We start from the raw sequence: 20,107 nt of genomic DNA, 5'->3' as shown, positions 1-20,107 counted from the left end.
GTCATCTCCTTTCGCGGAACGAGTCGAGGGCGCTGGTCGCGTCGGCGTCCACGCCGACGGTGGCCGAGATGCCCGGCAGGCCGAGGTCGCCGGTGGTCACGTCGCAGTGCACGCGTACCCCGACCGTGGCCGGTGTTCCGACCGGTTTGGTGAATCCGGCGGTGTCGACGACGACCCGGGTCGATGCGCACGGCAACTGCTGGTTGGCCAGGGTGGCGGCTGCGATCTTGGCGGCGGCGGTGCGCGCTTCGGGTTGGGTGCGGGCGAGGCTGGCAGCCCGGGCCGCGTCGAACGCGGCGGACTGGACGGCCTGCCGGGCCAGGGCGAGCCGTCCGCCGAAGATCACGACCATGACGAACAGCACCAGCACCGGGGCGACCAGGGTGATCTCGACCGCCGCCGAGCCCCGCTCGTCACGCCACCGCCGCGCCCTCATGAGACTGCCTCCACCGGAACGGTCGCCGACTGGGAGGTTGTGGGTTCCCAGCCCGGCACGAGGCTGAGAGTCGAGCCGGTGACGGTCGCGGTGACCGTCTGGGCCCGAACCTGGCAGGTGACCTGCAGCCCGGCCAGGGAGTCGCCGGCTCGGGACGCCAGATCGGTGGCGGTGCGGACGCAGTCGGCGCTGGTGCCGTTCTCGGCCGCGCCGGCAGCAGCTCCGGCTTGGGCGGCGGCGAGTGCGGTGGTTCTGCCGTAGAAGTACATGGCTGCACCGAGGGCGATCCAGACCACAAGCAGGAGCGTGGGCATGAGCAGCACCATCTGGACCGAGACCGAGCCTCGTTGCGATTCTTGACTGCCCATCGTCGGATGCCTGTGCCTGGTCGGGGTCAGAGCTTGGCGAGGAGGTTGTTGATGTAGCCATTGAGGAAGGCGATCACCACGCCGACGATGGCGACCACTCCCACGATCCACCACAGCTGTTCGCTGCTGACGGAGAAGCCTCGCTCGTCGCGAGCCTTGCCTAGCAGTGCGTGCAGCCAGGCGGTGAGCTGATTCAGATCGGCCATTTCGGTTCCCTTTCGATGTGGTTCCTTCATTGGGGGTGGTCAGCTTCCGGCGAGCCGGAGGAGGCCTGGGGTGAGGAGGATGGCGACGAAGGTGAACGCCATCAGGATGGAGGGGACGACCATGCGTTCGCCGACGATGTTGGCCTGCGCCTGGTCCTCGGCGAGGATCGCGTGGCGTAGTTCGGCGGAGCGGTTGCGTAGGGTGTCGACGACTTGGGAGCCTTCTTCGCCGGCCAGCCGCATGATGTCGGCCAGGTCGTCCAATTCAGCCAGGCCTTGCTCCTGGGCGAGGTGGTGGAGGGCGTCCCAGGCGGTGTCGCCGGAGTAGCGGCTGCGGGCCAGTGCGTCGCCGATCCGACGGAACGGCCACGCATCACCGACCCCTGCGGCGTTCTCGAGTGCTTGTCGGGTGCCTGATCCGCCGGCGTTGCGTTCGAGAGCGACCAGGTCGACGTAGGATCCCAGCGCGCGGCGGAACTCGACGCGGGCCTTCTTCGCAGCGTCCGACAGGTTGCCGTCGGGCAGGAACCAGGCCAGAAACATGGCCAGCAGGGTCGCACCGGCCGGGACAGCGATGGGCATCGCGACGGTCAGGGAGAAGATCCAGGCCAGCAGCGGCAATCCGATCGCTGCGGTAGCGACGAAGACGACTTTCTCCCCGTAGAACACGTGCAGCGGTTTGCCCATCAGGGCCAGGTCGCTGCGCGGCGCGTTCGACCACAGCCGTGCCGGTAGGCGTCGCATCGCCCACAGGCCGAGTCGGTGTTCCAGCCCGCCGCTGTCGGGACGCGTCTCTGTGGCCGGTGCACGCCGCGCAGGGGACGCCAGCCGCTCAACTGCCTGTATCGGGTCGGGGTGGGCGGGCACGAGCCACCACACCAGGCAGGCCACGCCGGCCCCGGCCAGGCCGCCGGCCAGCATCCACAGTTGCAGTGCGCTCATGGCCGGTTCACCCCCCGGGTGGCCTGGCTGCCCAGGAAGCGGGACGCCGGCTGGATCTCGGCCATCCGGCGAAGCCACCACAGCAGCAGTCCGTAGCAGCTCAGCAGTACCAGCAGGATCAGCTGGCCGAGCGGGGTGGAGTACGGGGCGAAGAAGCGTCCGCCGAGCCCGAAGAAGACCAGGGCCCCGATCGACAACAAGGTGACCATGCGGGCCGAGGCGCGGGGTTTGGCCCGGTCGGCTTCGATCAGCCGCCGGCCACGGACGTCGGCCGATACGGATTCGGCCAGGTCGTGCAGCACCCGGGCGAGCCCGTCACCACGTTTGGCGGCCCCCAGGATCAGGGCGGCGCAGACCAGGTCGCCGGTGGCGTCGTCGAGGTCTTCGGCGAACGCGCGCAGCGCCTGCTCGGTCGACCAGCGTGACCTCATCCGTCCGACGAGGCGGGCGACCTCGGGACGGATCGCTTCCGGGGCTGAGCGCAGGCTGGCCTGGATCGCGGCCTCGATCCCCTGGCCTGCGGTGAGCACGCCGGCGAGGTTGCGGGTCCATTCGGCGATCGCATCCATTCGGGAGATCTGCCGATCGGCGCCGGAGACCATCAGCAACGCCGGCAAGCCGAGCACGGCCGCCGGGAGCACCGGCACAGCGATCACCCAGCCGGTAGCGAGCATGATCACGACGCTGGCCGCCAGGCCCGCCAAGCTCGACCAGCGCTGCCAGCCGGGCAGGCCACGCCACCAACGCCCCAGCCTTCCGGGACGGGTGGTGCGCTTCGGCCGCGGCGGTGTTACAGGCCGCGGGATCAGCCCATAGATGCCGAGCAGGATGCCGGCCACGACGAGTGCGCCGGCCAGGGATGCCACCAAGGTGCTCATCGTGGTGCTCCTTGGCCTGCTTCGGCTTCGAACCCGGCCAGATCGAACCCGGCCGCGGCCAGCGGCCCGCGCAGGTCCTCGGGGATCGTGTGGGCGATTGCGCACGCCCCGGGTAGCCGGGCGAAGACGGTGGTGGTGGCATAGCCGCGGGGCCGTTCACCCGGGCTGACCGCGAGGACCTCCTCGACGTAGCGGTGCTTGCGTCCGGCCGACCCGTCGGGTCCGGGCAGGGTGTCGCAGGCGATGTGGACGACCAGGTCGACGGTTTCGCCGAGCTTGGTCGAGGCCAGGTCCTGGCTGACCTGCGGGCCGGCCTCCATGGCGCAGGTGACGAGCTTGCGCATCGTCTGTTCGGCCGAGGCGGAGTGGGTGGTGGAGATCGAACCGGAACCGGACTCCATCAGCTTGACCATGCTCCACACCTCCTCGCCGCGGATCTCACCGAGGATCTGGCGTCCCAGGTTGAACCGAAAGCTGTCGATGATCTGCGCAGCGATCGTCCGTGACCCCGCCAGGCGGCCGTCCGGCAGCCGCTCACCAGAGCCTTCCCTGGATTCCCAGGCGTGCACGATCGCGTGCTGGTCACGCATCTCGTGCAGGAACAGCTCGTACTCCGACTCGAAAGTGCCCACCGACTCCGACCGGGGAATCTCGGCGCACAAGGCCCGCAGCAGGGTTGTCTTCCCCGCACCTTGCGCACCGGACACGACGATGCTCAGCCGGGCCTTCACCGCGGCGGCGAGGAACCCCGCCAACGTCGCCGAAAGCGTCCCCCAGCCGACCAGATCGGTGAGGGTCACGGTACGGACGCGGTGGCGGCGGATCACCACCGACACCCGGGCGGTGTCCCGGGCTGCGGCGAGCCGGGCCCCGCCGGGCAGCATCAGGTGCAGCGACGGGCTCGCCGGGGTGAACGATCGGGGGTTCTCCGAGCGGCTGGCCAGCCGCTCCAACAGCGCAGCCAGTTCTGCGTCGCTCTCGGCGACCGGTGGGGCCTCCCATTCGGTGCCGTCGGCCAGTTCGACCATCACCTGGTCGAAGCCGGCGATCATGATGTTCTCCACCCGTTCGTCATCGACCAGCGGCTGAATCCGCCCCAGGCCAAACATGGCGTCGAACACTGCTCGTGCCAGCACCTCCTGCTCGGCCACCGAACGCGCCTGCCCGACCCGGACGATCTGTTCGGCGGTGTCCTCCTCCAGTAACTGGCGGATGATCGCCGCCCCCTCGGCCTCCTCAGCTGCCCGGTCCCAGCGGGCCTCACCCATCTGTTCGGCGAGCCGCCGGGCCACCTCGGTGCGCATCCGGGCCACCAACTCCCAGTCCGCATCCGGCACAGCCACCGGGCCTGGGACACGCCGGTCGGACGTCGTAGGACGGTGCAGCGGCAGGACGTCCGCCCGCGGCGGCGCCGCATCCTTAATCGGCGGTGCGGGGAAGCGGAAGGTCGACCGGATCCGCCCAGCCTCCGGCGGCACCTGTTCGGCGAAAATCGGCAGATCCAGCGGATCCGAGCTCATCGTGAGGCCTCCTGGCCCATGCGGGCGGCGATCATTTCCCGCAGCAGCGAGCTCTCACCGGCGCTCGATGCGGCTTTGCGGGCCGCCTCGCCGGCGGCGCGAATGCTGCGCAGATAGCCCGACGACTCGAACGCCCGATCCGCTGCCTCCGAGCCACCCCAACGGGCTGCCGGCTTACCCGCACCGTCGGCGAACACCTCAGCGCGCCTCGGATCCCAGGCCACCGCAGCCAACACCGGAAGGCCCAACGTCCTCGACACCTCCGCTGAGCTGTAGGGACGACCCTCCCCAATGACCAGCACCTGCACGGCATGGCCCGGGACAGCATCAGCACCCAGCGCATCCGCCCACGACTTGGCCGAGGCCAGCGCCCGCAGGTTGCTGCGCAGCACCAGCAGCGTCAGGTCAGCCTCGGCGACCAGCGGCGTCGGGGAACCATCCAGGCCAAGTTGACCGGCATCCACCAGCACGTCCTGCCCCGCCGAGGCGACGCTCTTCAGCACACCCAACAGCGGCTCCCAGATCCGGGCCAGACCGGACGCCTGGGTATGAGTGCGGGAACCGGTCAAGATCGACACCTGCGTATCGGGGACGCTCATCACCACCCGAGGCAGTGCCTCGGCCAGCACCCCGCTGCGGTGAGCGGCAACCAGGTCAATCAGCCCGGCATGCGCCTGCAAACCGCGGAACCGTCCGGCCAGGATCGCCGACCCTGCGCTCGGATCGGCCTCGACCACCAGCACCGGCCGCGGCCAACACAGCGCCATCCCCAGCACCGTCGACGTCACCCCCGGAGAGCCGGACGCGGCGACCAAGCAAACAACAGCCATGCCCGCTCACCTCGCCCGCGAGTCCAGGACCAGCGCGATCTTCCCCGACCCCGACCACTGGGCCAACTGCACCGCCTTGTCGGTAGCCACGACCACGTCCACAACCGTCTGGGTGTCACCGGGCGTGACCCGCAGCACCTTCGCGTCGACCGGAGCCGCCGACGTCGTGTCGGCGGGAAGGTCACCGGTGCGCACCAGCCGCACCGCATCCCCAGAGGCCAGCGGCTCAACCGGCATCAAACCCGGAGCGATCGGCACACCCACAATCGAATCCCCGGGGCCGGGAATCACAGCCTCCGACACCTGGGTCCTGCTCACCAAAGTGCCGACGGTCAGATCCGCCGCGGCCCGCATCCCGACCAGCGACGTCAACTCGCCGGCCGGGACCGTCGACAACGAAGGATCCACCCCGACCCGGACCGTGCCCAGATCCTGCGCGGTGATCACCTCGCCACGAGCCACACCCTGCCGGACCATCACCACCTCACCCGCGGCCGTCGCCGACACCCACAACAAACCACCCGCCACGGCCCCGGCAGCGACAAGAACCGCAGCCACCACGACCAGGAACGGGCGCCGAGCGAGCTTCGGGGATCGCGGCACCGGGCCGTGATCGTTGGCGCGCGCACTCCCGGTCTCGGCGTGCTTCTCGGAAACTTCAATCACGGCCCTTCTCCGATCTCCTCCGGCGGCCTACCCGCCGCTCGTCACGATCACCTGCAACTCGCCCACATCCAGACGCTGCGTCGCAGCCAACTGGAAACTGAACGAGCCCGACTGGCCATAGCCTGACCAGTCGGCCGTCCAGTACGACGTCGCCTCGACGGTGTAGCGCCCCTGCTCGCTGTAGGTGTGACCACACGTCGGGGACGGCTTCTCACCCACCCCGTAGGTCCACTCGGTGCCCTGGCCACACGACAGCTCACTGCCATCGCCCAGATCCCAGACGACCTTCTGCGCCTTGGCGGTCATCGTCACGCCGCCCGCAGAGATCGACTTCGGGCCCCACGTCGCACTCGACGGGTCTTCGACCCACAGCCACACCGGCAAGCCGACCAACGCCATCGCGTCCGGCCCCTTCGGCGTGATCCCGATGTCGATCGGTGACAACTCCATCTCGTCCAGCAGCGAGCGAGCCAGCTGCCCCGGGTTCACCCGCGGCTCCACCCAGAACAGCAACACCAAGCTGCCCTCCATGCACCGGACCCGCACCCAACCGTCAGGGGAGTTGTCAGTCGCACCGTCCGGGATGGCGTCCTTCGAAGGCGGGCAGGCCGGCAAATCGGGTTTGCCCGGCTTGCCGGGATTGCCCGGGGTTGGCGGCTTCTTGTCACACACGCGGCACGTGACGCCACCGCCGTCGTTGTCTCCACAGCCGGGCGGGCAGAGCTTCGCCTCCGCCGTGAGCGCGCACCCGCAGGCGATCAGGATTGTGGCGGCCACGGTCGCGAGCGACCGGATCAGGACTCGCACGTCGCCACTTCCTTGCCACCGGATTGGTAGACCTTAAAGGTCGCCTTTTCGGCGCGCCGGAGCTCGTAGGTCCGGCTGACGAAGTCGGGCTGCTGCTCTGACTCCTTCACGGGCTTGTCGCTCTTGTCGACGACGACCACGCTGCGCTGATCCCGACAGGCCGTCACCGTGACCCTGACCACGCCGTCCACTCGATCGACCTTGGATGCCGTGACGCTCACCGTGAGCGACTCGCCAGTTTCGTGCCATCCCTTGTCCCGCCAAGGCCGGACACCGTTCAGGTTGGCCTGGATCATGTCGTCGAACGCGAGCGGCTTGAGCAACTCGATCATCTTGTACTGGTCGTACTTCGCCGGGTTCGCTCGGACTCTCGCCATGACGTCGGAATAGCGCTGGACCACGTCCAGCGCGGCCGCCTGGTCGGTGTCACTAGTCGGCGTCGGCGTAGGCGTCGCTGTCGGGGTCGCAGTCTCTGACGGGCTGGTGTTGGTGGCGGGCGCCGAGCTGGAGCTGGGCCAGGTTTGTGCCGGGGTCGCGGTGCACGCAGCCAATCCGAAAACCGCGATTGTCGCGCCGGCGGCAAGCAGCACGGGTGTAGTGGGGCTCACGTTCGCATCTCCTTCCACCCCCTTAAGCCTTTGAGATGGGTGGATTCGGACAGCGAATCGAATTGCTTTTTGGGACGGCGGCGCGCCTGGGGGTGTACCGAGCCTAAGTCGCCGCTTCGCAGGGTGACCAGATCCCCAAACGTAGAAATCCTGCTTAGGATCCGGGTGTCCGGATCGAGCAAACGATGTGTTGCCCGATTGCTGCGCGCCTGTCACGAGGCGTCCTCATGCGCTCTTCTGCGCTTCGGCCAGTTCACCGAGCGCCTCGATCGACCGCTTGAGGTAACGCCGGACGGTGCGGCTCGAGCATCCGCGGTCTTGCCCGATCCGCTCTGACACCCGGTCGCCGACGATGCCGATCCCCGGGCCCTTTGGTGGCTCCAGCTCGTCGGCGGCGTCGAGCACGGCCATCAGCAGGTCGAAGTCGTCCTGGTCGATCACCTCGGCATTCAGGCCGTCCCCCAGGATCTCGATGAGTTCCTCGATGGCATCCGGGGTGCTCTCGACAGGGGCCAGCCTGGAGTCGTCCAAAGGCAGGTAGGGCGCCGTCGAGGTCAAGTCCTTCACGACCCTCTTGCGCAGGTTCAGCTTGATGTTGGCCGCGACCCGTCCGGTCGTCTGCCAGGGATAGGTGCGCACGGCGACCCACAGCTGAGCGGCGACGTGGAAGTCGATGTCATCGCTCATCGACCGAAGCTGGTGGGCGAGGATGGTCGCGGCCGGCATCATCACCCACGCCAGTGCAAGACCTGCCTCCCGACTGGCCCCGGCGTCGGCATCGGACAACTTGGCCAAGCCGCGCAGCACGCGGTCAGCCTCGCGCGGCTCGGCCGTGCGGAGCCAGTCGCACAGCCGGCCAGCGCGCGGCACGAGGGCCATGTCGGGCACCTGGGTGGTCCAGTCTGCCCAGTGGGTTTCGAGGAGATCGCTGATCTGGTCGGCGGTGACGCCGAAGCTTTCCGCGACGGTCATGAGAGTTCCTTCCGTGGGTCCTGAGACCACGGAACCTCAGCAAGCCGATGTCACCAACGGTGTCACCAGTGGCTGTGCACAACGGCCTTTCAGCTATCCACAGAAGTCGTGAACGTCCTTGTCGCACCCATGTCCCCTATGTCTCCTAAGTCGCGCCCAGCAAGCACCGGAATTGGGGGCATTGCTGGTCGCCGAGACGCTTTCGGTGATTCGGATAAGCAGGCTGCGCAGGCAGGTTCGGACCAGGTAGCCGGGGTTCTGGGGCCGCCGCCACCTGGTTCGAGACCAGACGTCGTTGGCGGGAGACGAGAATCCCCGGCCCGATCCTGACCGGAACCGGCCATCTCGACGGCTTAAGGGACCAGCACCGAGATTGGACGTCGCATGCCCGAGCCGAACCCTGTCAGCCTCGCGAACAGCTATGTGGGCCTGGCCGCAGACCAACTCCTTGCCGGCGACCAGGACTCGCCGGCCGCACTGTTCGCCGGAGTCGAGTGTCTGGAGATCCAGAGCCAGCTCAGCGAGTTCGAACCGGAAGGGACGCCGGTTGTGGCCGTCCTTCCGTCGGGGCAGGCACTTGCGCTGGCCGGCGACCTGCTCAGCCTCGACAGCCGTGCTGAACTGACCCTCCTCGCCCAGCAACTCCGCCGTCTCTCGCGGGCGGTGAGCTGAGATGGCCACCTCCGCCCTCGATCTGCTGATTGCACTCGACGCCCGCCTGGACGACCTCGACACCGCCACGATCATCCCCGGCTCAGTTGACCGCGTCCGCCAAGAATGGCGGGCCCTCGCCCGAACAAGCCTGCGACTCCTCCGAGACCGGCCGCGACACCCCAACGACGGCGCGCAGCGACTGGGGCTCCTGCTCGTATCCATAGCTGACGAACCGGACGCGCGTCCGCTCCCCGCACCCGGGACCGGGCTGATGGCGATCACCACAACTATCGGCTGCATCGCCGAGGTGATGCGCATCCCTACGGTCACCACACCCACTGCCCGCACGCGGGCCGGCGAAGCACTGGGCACCAACCTGGAAGCCGCCCTCGCCCGCGCCGCGCGCTGGACCCAGCGTGGCTTCGAAGCCCTCGACTGTCGGCCCGACCCACAGATCATCCGCCTGGGCGGCCCGCAGCCCGCGCCCACGACGCCTGCCGCGCTACATGCGTGGCGCATCATCGGCCCGACCGATCCGGGCATCGACGGGGCCATCGCCCGCTGGGAAGCGGCCGCGACCGACGCGATCGCCAACCCGCGCCTCGTGACCCAACACGCCCTTCAACTCGCCGCAGCGGATATCGCGCTGCTCTGCGCAGCAGCTAACGCCATCACCGATCACGCCAACCAGTCCCGACAGATCTATGCCGGCGAGGCGGGTGGGGCTCTCACCACCGCCGGGAGCGCATGGCGCCAGGCCGCGCGATGGCCAAGCCACATCCGCCTCGGCGGACGCAGCACCCAACTGCGGAGGGCCTCCGCCGATCTACGGGAGTGCCTGGACGATGCGCTGCGAAGCGGCAGCGACTGGAAGCCGTCCGACGAAATGTTCGCCAACACCTCACCAGAGCAACTGGTAGCTGTCGCCCACTCCGGCCTTCAGACCGCCATCCGCGTCGGACATCAGGTCGTCGCGGCGCTCGACGGGCTGACCCGCGGGGCGAGCCGGGTCTGGTTGGACACCAGCCACATCCCGACGCCCAAGCACTCCGTTCAGGAGGCACTGGACAGCCTCCGCTACGACTGGCGGCCCGACCCCGCCGCCTTCCACTCCGCCGAAACGCTGCACCACAACGCATCCAATGCACTAGCTCGGCTGGTCGGCGCAACCCCGCACGTCATCGAGGCCGTCGACTGTCCGTCTCTGCCCCTGTTGGGCGCGCGGCACGGCGGCCTCTGGGAGACAGTCTCGGCACCTCTCGACCCGCTGCGGACCGCCCAGGAGCGAGCGAAGCTGGCGGCCATCGTGCCGTCCGAACAGCCCGCGCGCGTTATCAGCCGATGAACGGGCCTCCAGGAGCAGGCGTCCTCGTAGGACGGCATGATCCAGACGAACCCAGACGAACCCGCGGGTGGTCGTCAGGCCGCGAGCTAACGCCGTACCCGTTGGGCGAATAGAGGCGCGCCTGCGGCTGCGATCTTGCCGGCCAACTCGTAGGGAGTCGTGGGCGGGTTCTTCTTGCCACTCGCCGCACGGGTGAACGACTCGACAACCCCGTGGCGATGAGCGGTGAGCAGCGCACAGAGGAACTCGTCTGAGGTGATGACTGTGACGCCAGCGGCGAGGACCGGCTTGGTGCGCAGGTGCTTCAGGTTCCGGGTGAGTAGCACATCGACGTCGCCGTGGATCGCTGCGGCGGCGTGCACCCGGTCATCTGGGTCGGGTGAGAGGTCGTCGGTGATTTTGTCGCGATAGAGGGCCGGGTCGATGCGGTATCGGCCGAAGTGAGTCCGGACCGCGGCCGCTACGGAGGCGGCTGATTCCGGGGAGCGCTTGCCCTCGCGGACGATGACTTCGGTCCATTCGTCGAGGAGTTCGTCGGTCCAGACCCAGGTGAACAGGAAGTCTTCAGCGAGAGTGAGGAGCACATCCATGATCGTGAACGGGAAGAGTTCGCTGGTGTCGATGAAGACGCGCTGCAAGCCGGCCACGGGATTACTCGTTGAGCGCGTCGCGGATCGCCTCAGCCCCGGTGCGGCGCTGGTCGCGTTCGGTGGCGACGTCGATCGCGTCCTGGACGCGGATGCGTCGGTGGCGGCTGCCGGGCAGGCGACGGAAGGCGAGCACGCCGTCGGCGCAGAGCCGGTCAACGAACTGGCGAGTCACGCCGATGATGTCGGCAGCCTGCGCCGGGGTGACCTCATCGTCGGCGCGGAGCACCACGACCCGTGCGCCGTGGGCGACGTCGTCGAGCATCGCGCGCACCGCAGCCTCGACCGGCGTGCCGCCGGTAAGGCGATCGGCGAGGGTCTTCGCATCGGAGCGGACGACGGGGTCGACCGGGTCCAGAGTGGTCGCGAGCGTGCGGGCTGTCATGGGCACCATGCTACCCGTAACTGCAATAACAGCAACCATCTCGGCGTCCTCCTTCCGGCCCGGCCACCCCTTCCCGCCTCGGCGAGGCAAGAGTGCGTCGCCCAGTTGCGTTGATCATCCAGCCATCCCTTCAGATCCTCAGACCCATCGTCCGAACCTCCTGGTTCAGCGGGATCGGTCGACGCGCATCCTCCCGCGCCCCGAGGCTCACCGTGGATGTGATGGTTTCCCACACCTCGGGTTCGGGAGTGCGGCCAGCCAGCTGCGGCGCCATCGGCACCGCGACGCCGAGGTCTTCAGCGACGGCGTCGACCAGCCGGGATTCCAGGTCGGCGGGCTTGGTGTGCGCCAGGATCTTGTCGGCGGTGGCGATCACGCGCGCTCCGGTCTCAGCGACGACCGCCTCGATGCCGTGCTCGGGTGTGGCCGCCTGCGTGGCCCACCCGGCGACATAGTTGAACGTGTACTGGCTCGTGTCCAGGTGGTGCGCGGCCGCGACGACGTACGCCACCGACTCGGCCTCGACCTCCCGGCGGCCACGGCAGGCGCCGGCGTACACCTCGCCCGGTTCGGGACGGATCAGAACGTGCGCCAACTCATGGATCAGTGACTTGGTCGATTGGGCGTCGTCGACATCGGCCCTGACCCGGACGTCGCGAGCCGTGTAGTCGGTCAGCCCGTTCGCCCCGCCACAGTCGCCGCGGGTCAACCGGAAGCCTTCCGCAGCCACGAGTTCGGCCAGCGAGTCCCACAACCCGGGCGGCGCCTCACCGCGCAACAAGGTCGGCTCCGGCGACGTTTGGACGGGCGGGTCGACCTGACTCGCGTCGAACACACTCACCGGGCGAACCCCGACCAGCTGCCGGACGAACTGCGGCCGGCCCTCGGCATCCCGGACCGGCTCACCGGTCGAGCGGTCAACCAGCTCCACCTTCCGGGTCACCGGACCCAGGATCTTGATCGCCTTCTCCCCACGCCGAACCTGATGACCCATCGACTGCCACGCCCGATAACCGGCAATCACCGTCGCGTCCGGCATCTGCAGCATCGTCAACACCACATTGTTGAAGCTGTACCTATGCAGCCTGGCGGCCATCCCCAGCCAGCGCTGCCACCCATCCTTGTCGTCCAGGTTGGAGATGTTGTCGGCCAACTGCTGGTGCAACTGCTCAACCGTCTCCCGACGGGCCCGATCGGCAGCCTCCCGCTGCGCCTCGGTCAGCGTCCGGTCGGCCATCACAACTCCGCCCGCAACCGCCGGAACTCCTCAGCCAGCCGGTCGACCTCGCCCGAACCGGCGCCGCTGACCCTGAGCCTGGCGATCTCGCCCAACAGGTCGTACAGAACGAGCGGACGATCACGCTCCGGCACGGACATCACCGGGTGCTCGTTCACGACGCGCGGCGACGGGCCCGGGTGTAGACCGAGGGGACCGGGCGGAACACCCGCTTCAGGTCCTCCAGCCGGACCCGGATGAGCCGTCGCCCGGCATGCACCGCCGGCAACTCACCTGCCGCGATCCGCTGACGCAACAGATCGACACTCACGCTGTACAACACGGCCGCCTCCTGCAACGAGACGAACTCCGGCTTCACGTTGGGGGCACTGATAGTCATACTCGGCTCCTCGATCGCCACCGCCAGCACGGGATGGCTGGCTTCCCCTTAAGCCGCCGACCGGGCTCGTTCCGGACAGGCAGCCCACCCCAGATCGCGACGTCGGTCGTAATCGCGATGCCGGCACGCGGGTGTGCGAGGCTGGCCGCCATGGGTTCACCGCAGACGCTCAGCGAGGACGATCGGAGGATCGTGGCGCTCTGGGCTGCCGACTGTGCCGACCGGGTGGTCACGATGTTCGAGGCCGAGGCACCCACCGATGGCAGACCGGCGGACGGAATCGCTCGGACACGCGCCTTTGGTCGAGGTGAACTGGACACGGCCGGACAGATCCGCGACCGCTTCGTCGCCGGTCGGGCCGCCCATGCTGTCGCTGGCCCCGCCGCAATCGCCGCCGCCCGTTCAGCGGCACAGGCCTCCGGTGTCTGCCACATGGGGGCCCACGCACTGGGTGCAGCTGCCTACGCTGCGAGAGCCGCCGGCTTGGCTGCTACCGATCCAGATGACGCGATGGACGCCGAGGTCCGCTGGCAACTGGAGCACATGACCCAGCCGGTCCGCGAAGCGCTCGCGCGCCTGCCGCTTCTCGGACAGGACACCGCAGGCCCACTCGGATCGGGACTGCTCACTTCCGGCGTCCTGGGCGTCGTGATCCGGCAGATCCAGACCGCCTTGGTCAGCCCAACCTGACCCCGTCGGCCCGGAGCGTTACTTCCGCGGGCAGTTGCGCCGGTCGTGCCCGTGGTAGCCACATGCACCACACTGACCCGCGTTCGGGGGCACATCGCACGTCCGCCGATCGTGGCCGATCGTTCCGCACCAAGAGCAGGTGCGGCTCCCTGTAGCGCTCATCGATCCCCTCCCGTGTGCCAGTCGGCAGGCCAGATCCTAAGCCACCGCGAAACCCGACACGCCGGTCCCCGCCCAGATCTGCACAAGCGCTCTCCTCCGGTCCGGGCCCTATGGCCAGAGCCGGTTCGGAGCAACCACGCTCCACACCCAGCGAGGGCGCCACGACGCCGGCAAGTGAGTGCTCTCACCTCCAAAGAGCCGATTACTAAGGGAACGCTAAGGGAATGAGCCGGAACCACAACCGGCCCTGACAGGCTATTTAGCCTCGTCAGAGCCGGTTTCGCGTGGCGGAGGATACGAGATTCGAACTCGTGAGGGCGTGAACCCAACCCGGTTTCCAACCGAGCGCCATAGGCCTCTAGGCGAATCCTCCGTCGGAGATGATAACTGATCCGGGCGCGTCCGGCCCAATCGGACATCGGTGTTGACTCGGGGCGCCCGAGCCCAGTCGAATGAGGGGCATGCGCATCGCCCTGGCCCAGGTCGTCGCCGGCACGTCCCCGGTGGACAACCTCGCCCTCGTCCGAGAGACCGCGACCCGTGCCGCGAACGACGGAGCGGAGTTGGTCGTGTTCCCCGAGGCGACGATGGCCAGCTTCGCCACGCGGTCCGCCGACATCGCCGAACCGCTGGACGGGCCTTGGGCGACCGGCGTCCGGCAGGTCGCGCACGACCTCGCCATCGCGATCGTGGCCGGCATGTTCACCCCGGGCTCGCCCGCCCAGCCGGACGGCGCCCCGGAGCCGGGGCGCAAGCGCGCCCGCAACACCCTGCTGGTCGTCGACCACGCCGGAGACATCGCCACGACCTACGACAAGATCCACCTCTTCGATGCGTGGGGGTTCGTCGAGTCGCGTCATGTCCAGGCCGGGGACGAGCCCGTGCTGGTGACGCTCGGCGGCGTCCGGTTCGGTCTGGCCACCTGCTACGACATTCGCTTCCCCGAATTGTTCAAGCACCTGGCGCAAGAGGGCGCCGAGGTGATCCTGGTCCCGGCCTCTTGGGCGAACGGGCCGAACAAGGCCACCCAGTGGCGTGCCCTGTGCGTCGCCCGGGCCATGGACTCCACCTGCTTCATCGTTGCCCCCGGTCAGGCCGATCCCGCCAGCGTCGGCGTCGAGGTCCGGCCGGGCTCCCCGACGGGGGTTGGCCACAGCGTCGTGGCCGGCCCCTTGGGGGACGTCCTCGCCGAGGCCGGTGCGGGGCCGGAGTTGCTCGTGGTCGACCTCGACACCTCGACGCTCGGCGAGGCGCGAGAGCGGTTGCCGGTTCTTGCCGGCTCCCGGTTGGCCATCAAGGCACCCTGACGCCGCCTCGGGGCTAGCCTGCGTGACAACACCCGCGACGGAGGAGGAGGCCCATGTCCCACGGAGACGTGATCCTGGGGTTGGATGTCGGCACGACGGCGGCGAAAGCTTCGCTGTTCTCGCTCGATGGAACCCTCCGCACCACCGCAGCGCGCGAGTACCCGTTGTTGGGTCCGCGTCCGGGCTGGCACGTCCAGGAACCGGACGCCATCGCCGCCGGCGTCCTCGGGGCGCTCGCCGACGTGGTCGCCCGGGTCGAGCCCGGGCGCGTCCTCGGCATCTCGATCTCCACAGCGATGCACGGCCTGATGGGGCTGGACGCCGACCTGCGGCCCGTGACCGAGCTCCTCACCTGGGCCGACTCGCGAGCGTCCCTCCAGGCGGAGCAGCTCAACGCGCACGCGACCGGCCCCCGCCTGCACTTCACGTCCGGGACGCCGACCCACCCGATGTCCCCGCTGGTCAAGCTGCGCTGGTTCGGCGACCACGACCCCGACCTGCTCCGCGCCACGCCGCACTGGATCGGCCTCAAGGACTGGATCCTCGTCATCCTCACCGGGCAGGTCGCGACCGAGCTGTCCACGGCGTCCGGCAGCGGCATGCTCGACATGGAGACCCGCGACTGGAACCCCGAGGCCTTCGAGGTGGCCGGCATCCGCCCCGACCAGTTGCCGCAACTGCACGACACGACCGACATCCTGCCGCTCTCGGCGGACGCCGCGTCCGTGATCGGCCTGCCCGCCGGCCTGCCGGTGGTGGTCGGCGCCGGCGACGGCCCGCTGGGCAACCTCGGCACCGGCGCGATGGAGGTCGGCAAGGCGGGGCTGTCGATCGGTACGTCCGGGGCGCTGCGCATGGTGATGCGCGCGCCGGCGGTCGTGTCCGGGCTGTTCTGCTACGCGCTGACCGGCGACGTCTGGGTGGCCGGCGGCGCCGTCAGCAACGGCGGGATGGTCCAGCGCTGGCTGACCGAGACCTTCGCGCCCGAGGGGGCCGATGACGCCGAAGCCTGCCGCCGCGCCGAGCTCATCCCGGCCGGCTCGGACGGCTTGGTCTGCATCCCCTACCTCGTCTCCGAACGCGCCTCCCTGTGGGATTCGGAGATCCGGGGCGCGTTCCTGCACGTGAGGCGTCCGCACACGCCCGACCACTTCATCCGCGCGGGGGTGGAGGGCGTGGCCTTCCAGCTCTGGACGATCCTGCGCCGCCTGCGCATGATCGCCCGCGTCGAGGAGATCCGCGCGACCGGCGGGGTCTTCCGCTCGGCTCTGTGGCGCGACGTGGTGGCCGGCGTCCTCAACCGCCCCCTCATCGTCACCGGCTCCGCCGAGGGCTCCGGCCTGGGGGCGGCCATCCTCGGCGCCAAGGCCTTGGGCGTGGTCGACACGCTGCAGGACGGCTACGAACTCCTCCGCGGCGAGGCGATCGAGGAGCACGTCCACGTGTCGAAGGAGGACCTCGCCACCTACGAGCACTACCGCTACAACATGGGCAACGTCCTCCAGCGCTACGGACGCCTCGGGGCCGACCTGCGCTGACGGGTCCCCGGCGGCGGGACCCTCGCCGCATCGGTTATGCTGGTCCTCGGGTCCCCGCGCGGTGGTACCTCGCCCAACTCCCCCAGGGCCGGAAGGCAGCAAGGGTCAGTGAGCTCTGTCAGGTGCGCGGGGGCCCCTTTTCGCGGGCGGGTCGGTTTGGCCGAACCGCCTGCACCGCGGCGCGCGACCCGCCATGCTGGCGGTGACCAAAGGAGGCACACCGATGGCTGGCCTGTCCCAGGACGAGCTCAAGGAGATGGTCGGACGCGCTGCGATCCAGTACGTGGCGCCCGGCTCGGTGGTGGGCGTCGGCACGGGGTCGACGACGTCCCACTTCATCAACGCGCTGGGTGAGGTCGCCGACCGGGTCGTCGGGGCGATCTCGAGCTCGGAGGCGTCGTCGGACCAGCTGCGCAGGCTGGGCATCCCGATCATGGACGCCAACGAGGTCGACCACCTCGACGTCTACATCGACGGCGCGGACGAGATCGACCCCCGCGGCTTCATGATCAAGGGCGGCGGTGGCGCGCTGACGCGCGAGAAGATCATCGCCGGCATGGCCGACCGGTTCATCTGCATCGTGGACGAGTCGAAGGCCGTGGCCGTGCTCGGCGACTTCGGACTGCCCGTCGAGGTGATCCCGATGGCGGCGAACACCGTGGCGCGTCGCTTCGCGCGCGGGGTCGCCGGCACCAGCGGCGAGGCGGTGCTGCGGCGCACGGCGTCCGGCGATGTGTACGTGACCGACAACGGCCAGCACATCCTCGATGTCCGCGGCCTGCGGATCACCGACCCCCTCGCGCTGGAGGACGAGGTCAACTCGTGGCCCGGTGTGGTCACCGTGGGCGTGTTCGCGCACCAGCGGGCCGCGGTCCAGTTGCTCGGGACCCAGGACGGCCTCCGGACGACCACCTTCTGACGGCTCCGTGGGCGTCCGCCTTCTTGGGCGACCACCTTCTGACCGCTCCCTCGGCGTCCACCCGACCGCGCGCTGTCGGAGGGACCCAGTAGTGTGCTCGACGTGGCACAAGACGCGATGGGTGGGCTGTTCGACGACGATGATGACGTCGTCGACGAGGGCTACGACGCCTACGACCAGGATGGTCCCGACCTCTTCGGTACGGAGCCGGACGAGCTGATCCTGCCCACCGAGCCCACGCCGGTCGACGACCCTGAGATGGATCTGGAGATGGACGAGATGTCCGAGATCCCGATCGACCCCGACGACGAGGCGGACGGAGCGGGCGAGGCACCGGTGGCCGTGCCCGCCCCCGAGGTGCCGCTCGCCGTGCCCGCCCCCGAGGCACCGCTCGCCGTGCCGGACCGCGTGGCACCCGGCGCGGCCCCTGATGCACCGCTCGCCGTGCCGGACCGCGTGGCCCCGGAGGCCCCTCTCGCCCTCTACCGCCGCTACCGGCCCGACACGTTCGATGACGTCATCGGCCAGGAGCACGTGACCGAGCCGCTCAAGCGCGCCCTGGTGAACAACCGGGTCAACCATGCCTACCTGTTCAGCGGGCCGCGTGGCTGTGGCAAGACGACGTCGGCGCGCATCCTGGCACGCTGCCTCAACTGCGAGCAGGGTCCGACCCCGACTCCGTGTGGCACCTGTCGTTCGTGTGTCGACCTGGCCCGGGGCGGCACCGGCAGCATCGACGTGATCGAGATCGACGCGGCGTCGCACGGCGGCGTCGACGAGGCGCGCGACCTGCGGGAGCGGGCGTTCTTCGCGCCGGTCCACAGCCGCTACAAGATCTACATCATCGACGAGGCGCACATGGTGACGCCGCAGGGCTTCAACGCTCTGCTCAAGGTCGTCGAGGAACCGCCCGCCCACGTGAAGTTCATCTTCGCGACGACCGAGCCGGAGAAGGTCATCGGCACCATCCGGTCCCGCACGCACCACTACCCGTTCCGCCTCGTTCCGCCGCGCACGTTGAGCGGCTACCTCTCCACGCTCTGCGAGGCCGAGGGCGTCCGCGTCGACCCGAGCGTGCTGCCCCTGGTGGTCCGCGCGGGGGCGGGCTCCGTCCGCGACTCGCTGTCGGTGCTGGACCAGCTCCTGGGCGGCGCCGCCGAGGAGGGCGTCAGCTACGCCCAGGCCACCGCGCTGCTCGGCTACACCCCCGACAGCCTGCTCGACGAGATCATGGACGCCTTCGCCGCCGGTGACTCGCACGGCGTGTTCGCGTGCATCGACAAGGTGATCGAGGTGGGGCAGGATCCGCGTCGCTTCGCCGAGGACCTGCTGCGCCGCCTCCGCGACCTCATCATCGTCGCCGCCGTGCCGGACGCGCTGGCCACCGGCCTGGTCGACGTCGCCGCCGACCAGGGGGAACGCCTCACCACGCAGGCCAACGGCATGGGGCGCGGCGAACTCACCCGGGCCGCCGAGGTCATCGCCAAGGGGCTGACGGACATGCGCGGAACGACGGCCCCGCGCCTCCACCTGGAGCTCATGTGCGCCCGCGTGCTCCTGCCGGGGGCGGATGCCGACGACCGCGGCGTCCACGCGCGACTGGATCGACTGGAGCGACGCCTCCAGATGGCGTCCGCCGGCGAGGTGCACGCAGCGCGTCCCGAGCGGGCGGACGCCCCCGCGACGCCTCAGGCACAGGCCCCTCAGGCGGCGCGCCCCTCTCAGCCCCCGGCCCACGAGCATCGCCCGGCGCACGAGCAGCCCCCGGCGCAGCCGCGCGTCCCGTCAGCGGCACAGGGCCCGTCCCCGGCACAGGCACCGGCAGCCACTCGGCCCTCCGCACCCGCGCAGCGCCCCGCGCCCGAGCGACAGCAGCAGCTTGGCCCCGGTCGTCCGCCGGTGGCCGAGCCATGGGGCGACCCGTGGCCCGATGCCCCCCCGGCCCAGCCGCAGCGGCAGGAGCCCGCGCCGCAGCCCCAGCCCCATTACCAAGCGCCGGGTCGGCCCCCGGCGCCCGGCGCGACGGGCCCACGCCCGCCCGTGGGGGATCCGGCGGTGCTCACCACCGCGCAGGTCCGCAACCAGTGGCCCGAGGTGCTGGAGAAGATCAAGGTCCGGCGCCGCGTGACGTGGATCACGGTGCGCGAGAACGCGCAGGTCCAGGACTTCAGCGAGGGGGTGCTGACCCTCGCGTTCAACAACCCCGGCGCGCGCGACAGCTTCTCGCGGGGCGGCAGTGACCAGGTCGTCCGCGAGGCGGTGCTGGAGGTGCTGGGGGTCGCTCCGACGATCCAGACCGTGGCGGGCGACCAGCCGCCGCCACCGCCGACCCCGGCGTTCGACTCGGCCCCGGCGCCGGCCCCGTCCGCACGCCCGGCCGAGCCCACGGCGTCCGTGGCGGACGCCGAGGCCGCGGCTGTCGCGGCGCGGGGAGCGGAGTTGGCGCGCGCGAACATCCAGGCCACGCAGGTGGGTCCGGTCGACGAGGAGGCCGAGGCGGAGGAGTCACCCGACGACATCGACCTGGACGAGGGCGTCACGAACGCCGACGAGTTGCTCACGCGCCACTTGGGCGCGGAGTTCCTCGGTGAGGAGCCTCCCGAGGCCTGAG

The 20,107-nt window shown here is 69.7% G+C and carries 23 protein-coding genes, 1 tRNA gene and 1 other RNA gene; 8 read left to right on the top strand and 17 right to left on the bottom strand.

Annotation, left to right across the window (positions count from 1 at the left end):
• Position 1: 1 nt before the first annotated feature.
• The 11 genes from AC5YDV_RS08440 to AC5YDV_RS08390 form a co-directional block, all read right to left on the bottom strand.
• Positions 2 to 436 carry a TadE/TadG family type IV pilus assembly protein gene (locus tag AC5YDV_RS08440; protein ID WP_496182770.1) on the bottom strand — a complete coding sequence of 145 codons (435 nt, stop codon included), beginning with the start codon at positions 434 to 436 and terminating at the stop codon, positions 2 to 4.
• Positions 433 to 804, bottom strand: coding sequence for a TadE/TadG family type IV pilus assembly protein (locus tag AC5YDV_RS08435; RefSeq protein WP_496182769.1), 372 nt, complete (start codon positions 802 to 804; stop codon positions 433 to 435). Before AC5YDV_RS08435 ends, AC5YDV_RS08440 begins: the two co-directional genes overlap by 4 nt.
• Positions 805 to 830: 26 nt before the next feature.
• A complete protein-coding gene (locus tag AC5YDV_RS08430; RefSeq protein WP_496182768.1) occupies positions 831 to 1,010 on the bottom strand; it encodes a hypothetical protein in 180 nt (59 codons plus the stop codon).
• A 39-nt stretch (positions 1,011 to 1,049) separates the two neighbouring features.
• Positions 1,050 to 1,952, bottom strand: coding sequence for a type II secretion system F family protein (locus AC5YDV_RS08425; protein ID WP_496182767.1), 903 nt, complete (start codon positions 1,950 to 1,952; stop codon positions 1,050 to 1,052).
• On the bottom strand, positions 1,949 to 2,830 hold the full coding sequence (locus tag AC5YDV_RS08420) for a type II secretion system F family protein (protein ID WP_496182766.1): 882 nt from the start codon (positions 2,828 to 2,830) through the stop codon (positions 1,949 to 1,951). Before AC5YDV_RS08420 ends, AC5YDV_RS08425 begins: the two co-directional genes overlap by 4 nt.
• A complete protein-coding gene (locus AC5YDV_RS08415; protein WP_496182765.1) occupies positions 2,827 to 4,350 on the bottom strand; it encodes a TadA family conjugal transfer-associated ATPase in 1,524 nt (507 codons plus the stop codon). The genes AC5YDV_RS08420 and AC5YDV_RS08415 overlap by 4 nt, the downstream gene beginning before the upstream one ends.
• Entirely contained in the window at positions 4,347 to 5,138 is a 792-nt protein-coding gene (locus tag AC5YDV_RS08410) for a hypothetical protein (protein WP_496182764.1), read from the bottom strand. The genes AC5YDV_RS08415 and AC5YDV_RS08410 overlap by 4 nt, the downstream gene beginning before the upstream one ends.
• Positions 5,139 to 5,186: 48 nt before the next feature.
• Complete coding sequence (locus AC5YDV_RS08405; RefSeq protein WP_496182763.1) at positions 5,187 to 5,846, bottom strand: SAF domain-containing protein; 660 nt, start codon at positions 5,844 to 5,846, stop codon at positions 5,187 to 5,189.
• A 27-nt stretch (positions 5,847 to 5,873) separates the two neighbouring features.
• A complete protein-coding gene (locus AC5YDV_RS08400; protein WP_496182762.1) occupies positions 5,874 to 6,653 on the bottom strand; it encodes a hypothetical protein in 780 nt (259 codons plus the stop codon).
• Entirely contained in the window at positions 6,641 to 7,243 is a 603-nt protein-coding gene (locus AC5YDV_RS08395; RefSeq protein ID WP_496182761.1) for a hypothetical protein, read from the bottom strand. Before AC5YDV_RS08395 ends, AC5YDV_RS08400 begins: the two co-directional genes overlap by 13 nt.
• Positions 7,244 to 7,486: 243 nt before the next feature.
• Positions 7,487 to 8,233 carry a hypothetical protein gene (locus AC5YDV_RS08390; RefSeq protein ID WP_496182760.1) on the bottom strand — a complete coding sequence of 249 codons (747 nt, stop codon included), beginning with the start codon at positions 8,231 to 8,233 and terminating at the stop codon, positions 7,487 to 7,489.
• A 384-nt stretch (positions 8,234 to 8,617) separates the two neighbouring features.
• Between AC5YDV_RS08390 and AC5YDV_RS08385 the strand changes: the two genes are divergently transcribed.
• Positions 8,618 to 8,905, top strand: a complete 288-nt coding sequence (locus tag AC5YDV_RS08385; RefSeq protein ID WP_496182759.1) for a hypothetical protein — start codon at positions 8,618 to 8,620, stop codon at positions 8,903 to 8,905.
• Position 8,906: 1 nt separating this feature from the next.
• The gene (locus AC5YDV_RS08380) at positions 8,907 to 10,232 is read left to right on the top strand and encodes a hypothetical protein (protein ID WP_496182758.1); all 1,326 of its coding nucleotides are present in this window, start codon (positions 8,907 to 8,909) and stop codon (positions 10,230 to 10,232) included.
• A gap of 86 nt (positions 10,233 to 10,318) precedes the next feature.
• Here AC5YDV_RS08380 and AC5YDV_RS08375 read toward each other — a convergent pair whose 3' ends face one another.
• The 5 genes from AC5YDV_RS08375 to AC5YDV_RS08355 all read right to left on the bottom strand — a co-directional run bounded on the left by AC5YDV_RS08375 (position 10,319) and on the right by AC5YDV_RS08355 (position 12,880).
• Positions 10,319 to 10,879: a PIN domain-containing protein gene (locus AC5YDV_RS08375; protein WP_496182757.1), complete on the bottom strand. Its 561-nt coding sequence runs from the start codon at positions 10,877 to 10,879 to the stop codon at positions 10,319 to 10,321.
• Positions 10,880 to 10,883: 4 nt separating this feature from the next.
• The gene (locus AC5YDV_RS08370; RefSeq protein WP_496182756.1) at positions 10,884 to 11,264 is read right to left on the bottom strand and encodes a helix-turn-helix domain-containing protein; all 381 of its coding nucleotides are present in this window, start codon (positions 11,262 to 11,264) and stop codon (positions 10,884 to 10,886) included.
• Between the two features lie 130 nt (positions 11,265 to 11,394).
• Positions 11,395 to 12,501, bottom strand: coding sequence for an ArdC family protein (locus tag AC5YDV_RS08365; RefSeq protein WP_496182755.1), 1,107 nt, complete (start codon positions 12,499 to 12,501; stop codon positions 11,395 to 11,397).
• Positions 12,501 to 12,644 carry a hypothetical protein gene (locus AC5YDV_RS08360; RefSeq protein WP_496192467.1) on the bottom strand — a complete coding sequence of 48 codons (144 nt, stop codon included), beginning with the start codon at positions 12,642 to 12,644 and terminating at the stop codon, positions 12,501 to 12,503. The genes AC5YDV_RS08365 and AC5YDV_RS08360 overlap by 1 nt, the downstream gene beginning before the upstream one ends.
• An 11-nt stretch (positions 12,645 to 12,655) precedes the next feature.
• Positions 12,656 to 12,880: a helix-turn-helix domain-containing protein gene (locus tag AC5YDV_RS08355; RefSeq protein WP_496182753.1), complete on the bottom strand. Its 225-nt coding sequence runs from the start codon at positions 12,878 to 12,880 to the stop codon at positions 12,656 to 12,658.
• Positions 12,881 to 13,030: 150 nt separating this feature from the next.
• Between AC5YDV_RS08355 and AC5YDV_RS08350 the strand changes: the two genes are divergently transcribed.
• Entirely contained in the window at positions 13,031 to 13,570 is a 540-nt protein-coding gene (locus AC5YDV_RS08350) for a putative immunity protein (protein ID WP_496182752.1), read from the top strand.
• A 447-nt stretch (positions 13,571 to 14,017) separates the two neighbouring features.
• Here AC5YDV_RS08350 and AC5YDV_RS08345 read toward each other — a convergent pair.
• Positions 14,018 to 14,105: transfer RNA gene (locus AC5YDV_RS08345), tRNA-Ser, on the bottom strand.
• 88 nt (positions 14,106 to 14,193) lie between these two features.
• On the opposite strand from AC5YDV_RS08345, the gene AC5YDV_RS08340 reads away from it, so the two are divergent.
• The 5 genes from AC5YDV_RS08340 (at position 14,194) to AC5YDV_RS08320 (ending at position 20,106) form a co-directional block, all read left to right on the top strand.
• On the top strand, positions 14,194 to 15,039 hold the full coding sequence (locus AC5YDV_RS08340; protein ID WP_496182751.1) for a carbon-nitrogen hydrolase family protein: 846 nt from the start codon (positions 14,194 to 14,196) through the stop codon (positions 15,037 to 15,039).
• Positions 15,040 to 15,092: 53 nt separating this feature from the next.
• Complete coding sequence (locus AC5YDV_RS08335) at positions 15,093 to 16,577, top strand: gluconokinase (protein ID WP_496182750.1); 1,485 nt, start codon at positions 15,093 to 15,095, stop codon at positions 16,575 to 16,577.
• 45 nt (positions 16,578 to 16,622) lie between these two features.
• Positions 16,623 to 16,719: signal recognition particle sRNA small type (ffs, locus tag AC5YDV_RS08330), an RNA gene on the top strand.
• 81 nt (positions 16,720 to 16,800) lie between these two features.
• A complete protein-coding gene (gene rpiA / locus AC5YDV_RS08325; protein ID WP_496182749.1) occupies positions 16,801 to 17,496 on the top strand; it encodes a ribose-5-phosphate isomerase RpiA in 696 nt (231 codons plus the stop codon).
• A 117-nt stretch (positions 17,497 to 17,613) separates the two neighbouring features.
• The gene (locus AC5YDV_RS08320; protein WP_496182792.1) at positions 17,614 to 20,106 is read left to right on the top strand and encodes a DNA polymerase III subunit gamma and tau; all 2,493 of its coding nucleotides are present in this window, start codon (positions 17,614 to 17,616) and stop codon (positions 20,104 to 20,106) included.
• Position 20,107 lies beyond the last annotated feature (1 nt).

It is taken from the genome of Propioniciclava sp. LT432 (genome assembly GCF_059515965.1).
Note: the sequence above shows the minus strand (reverse complement) of the source record. Positions and strands in the feature narration are given on the sequence as shown.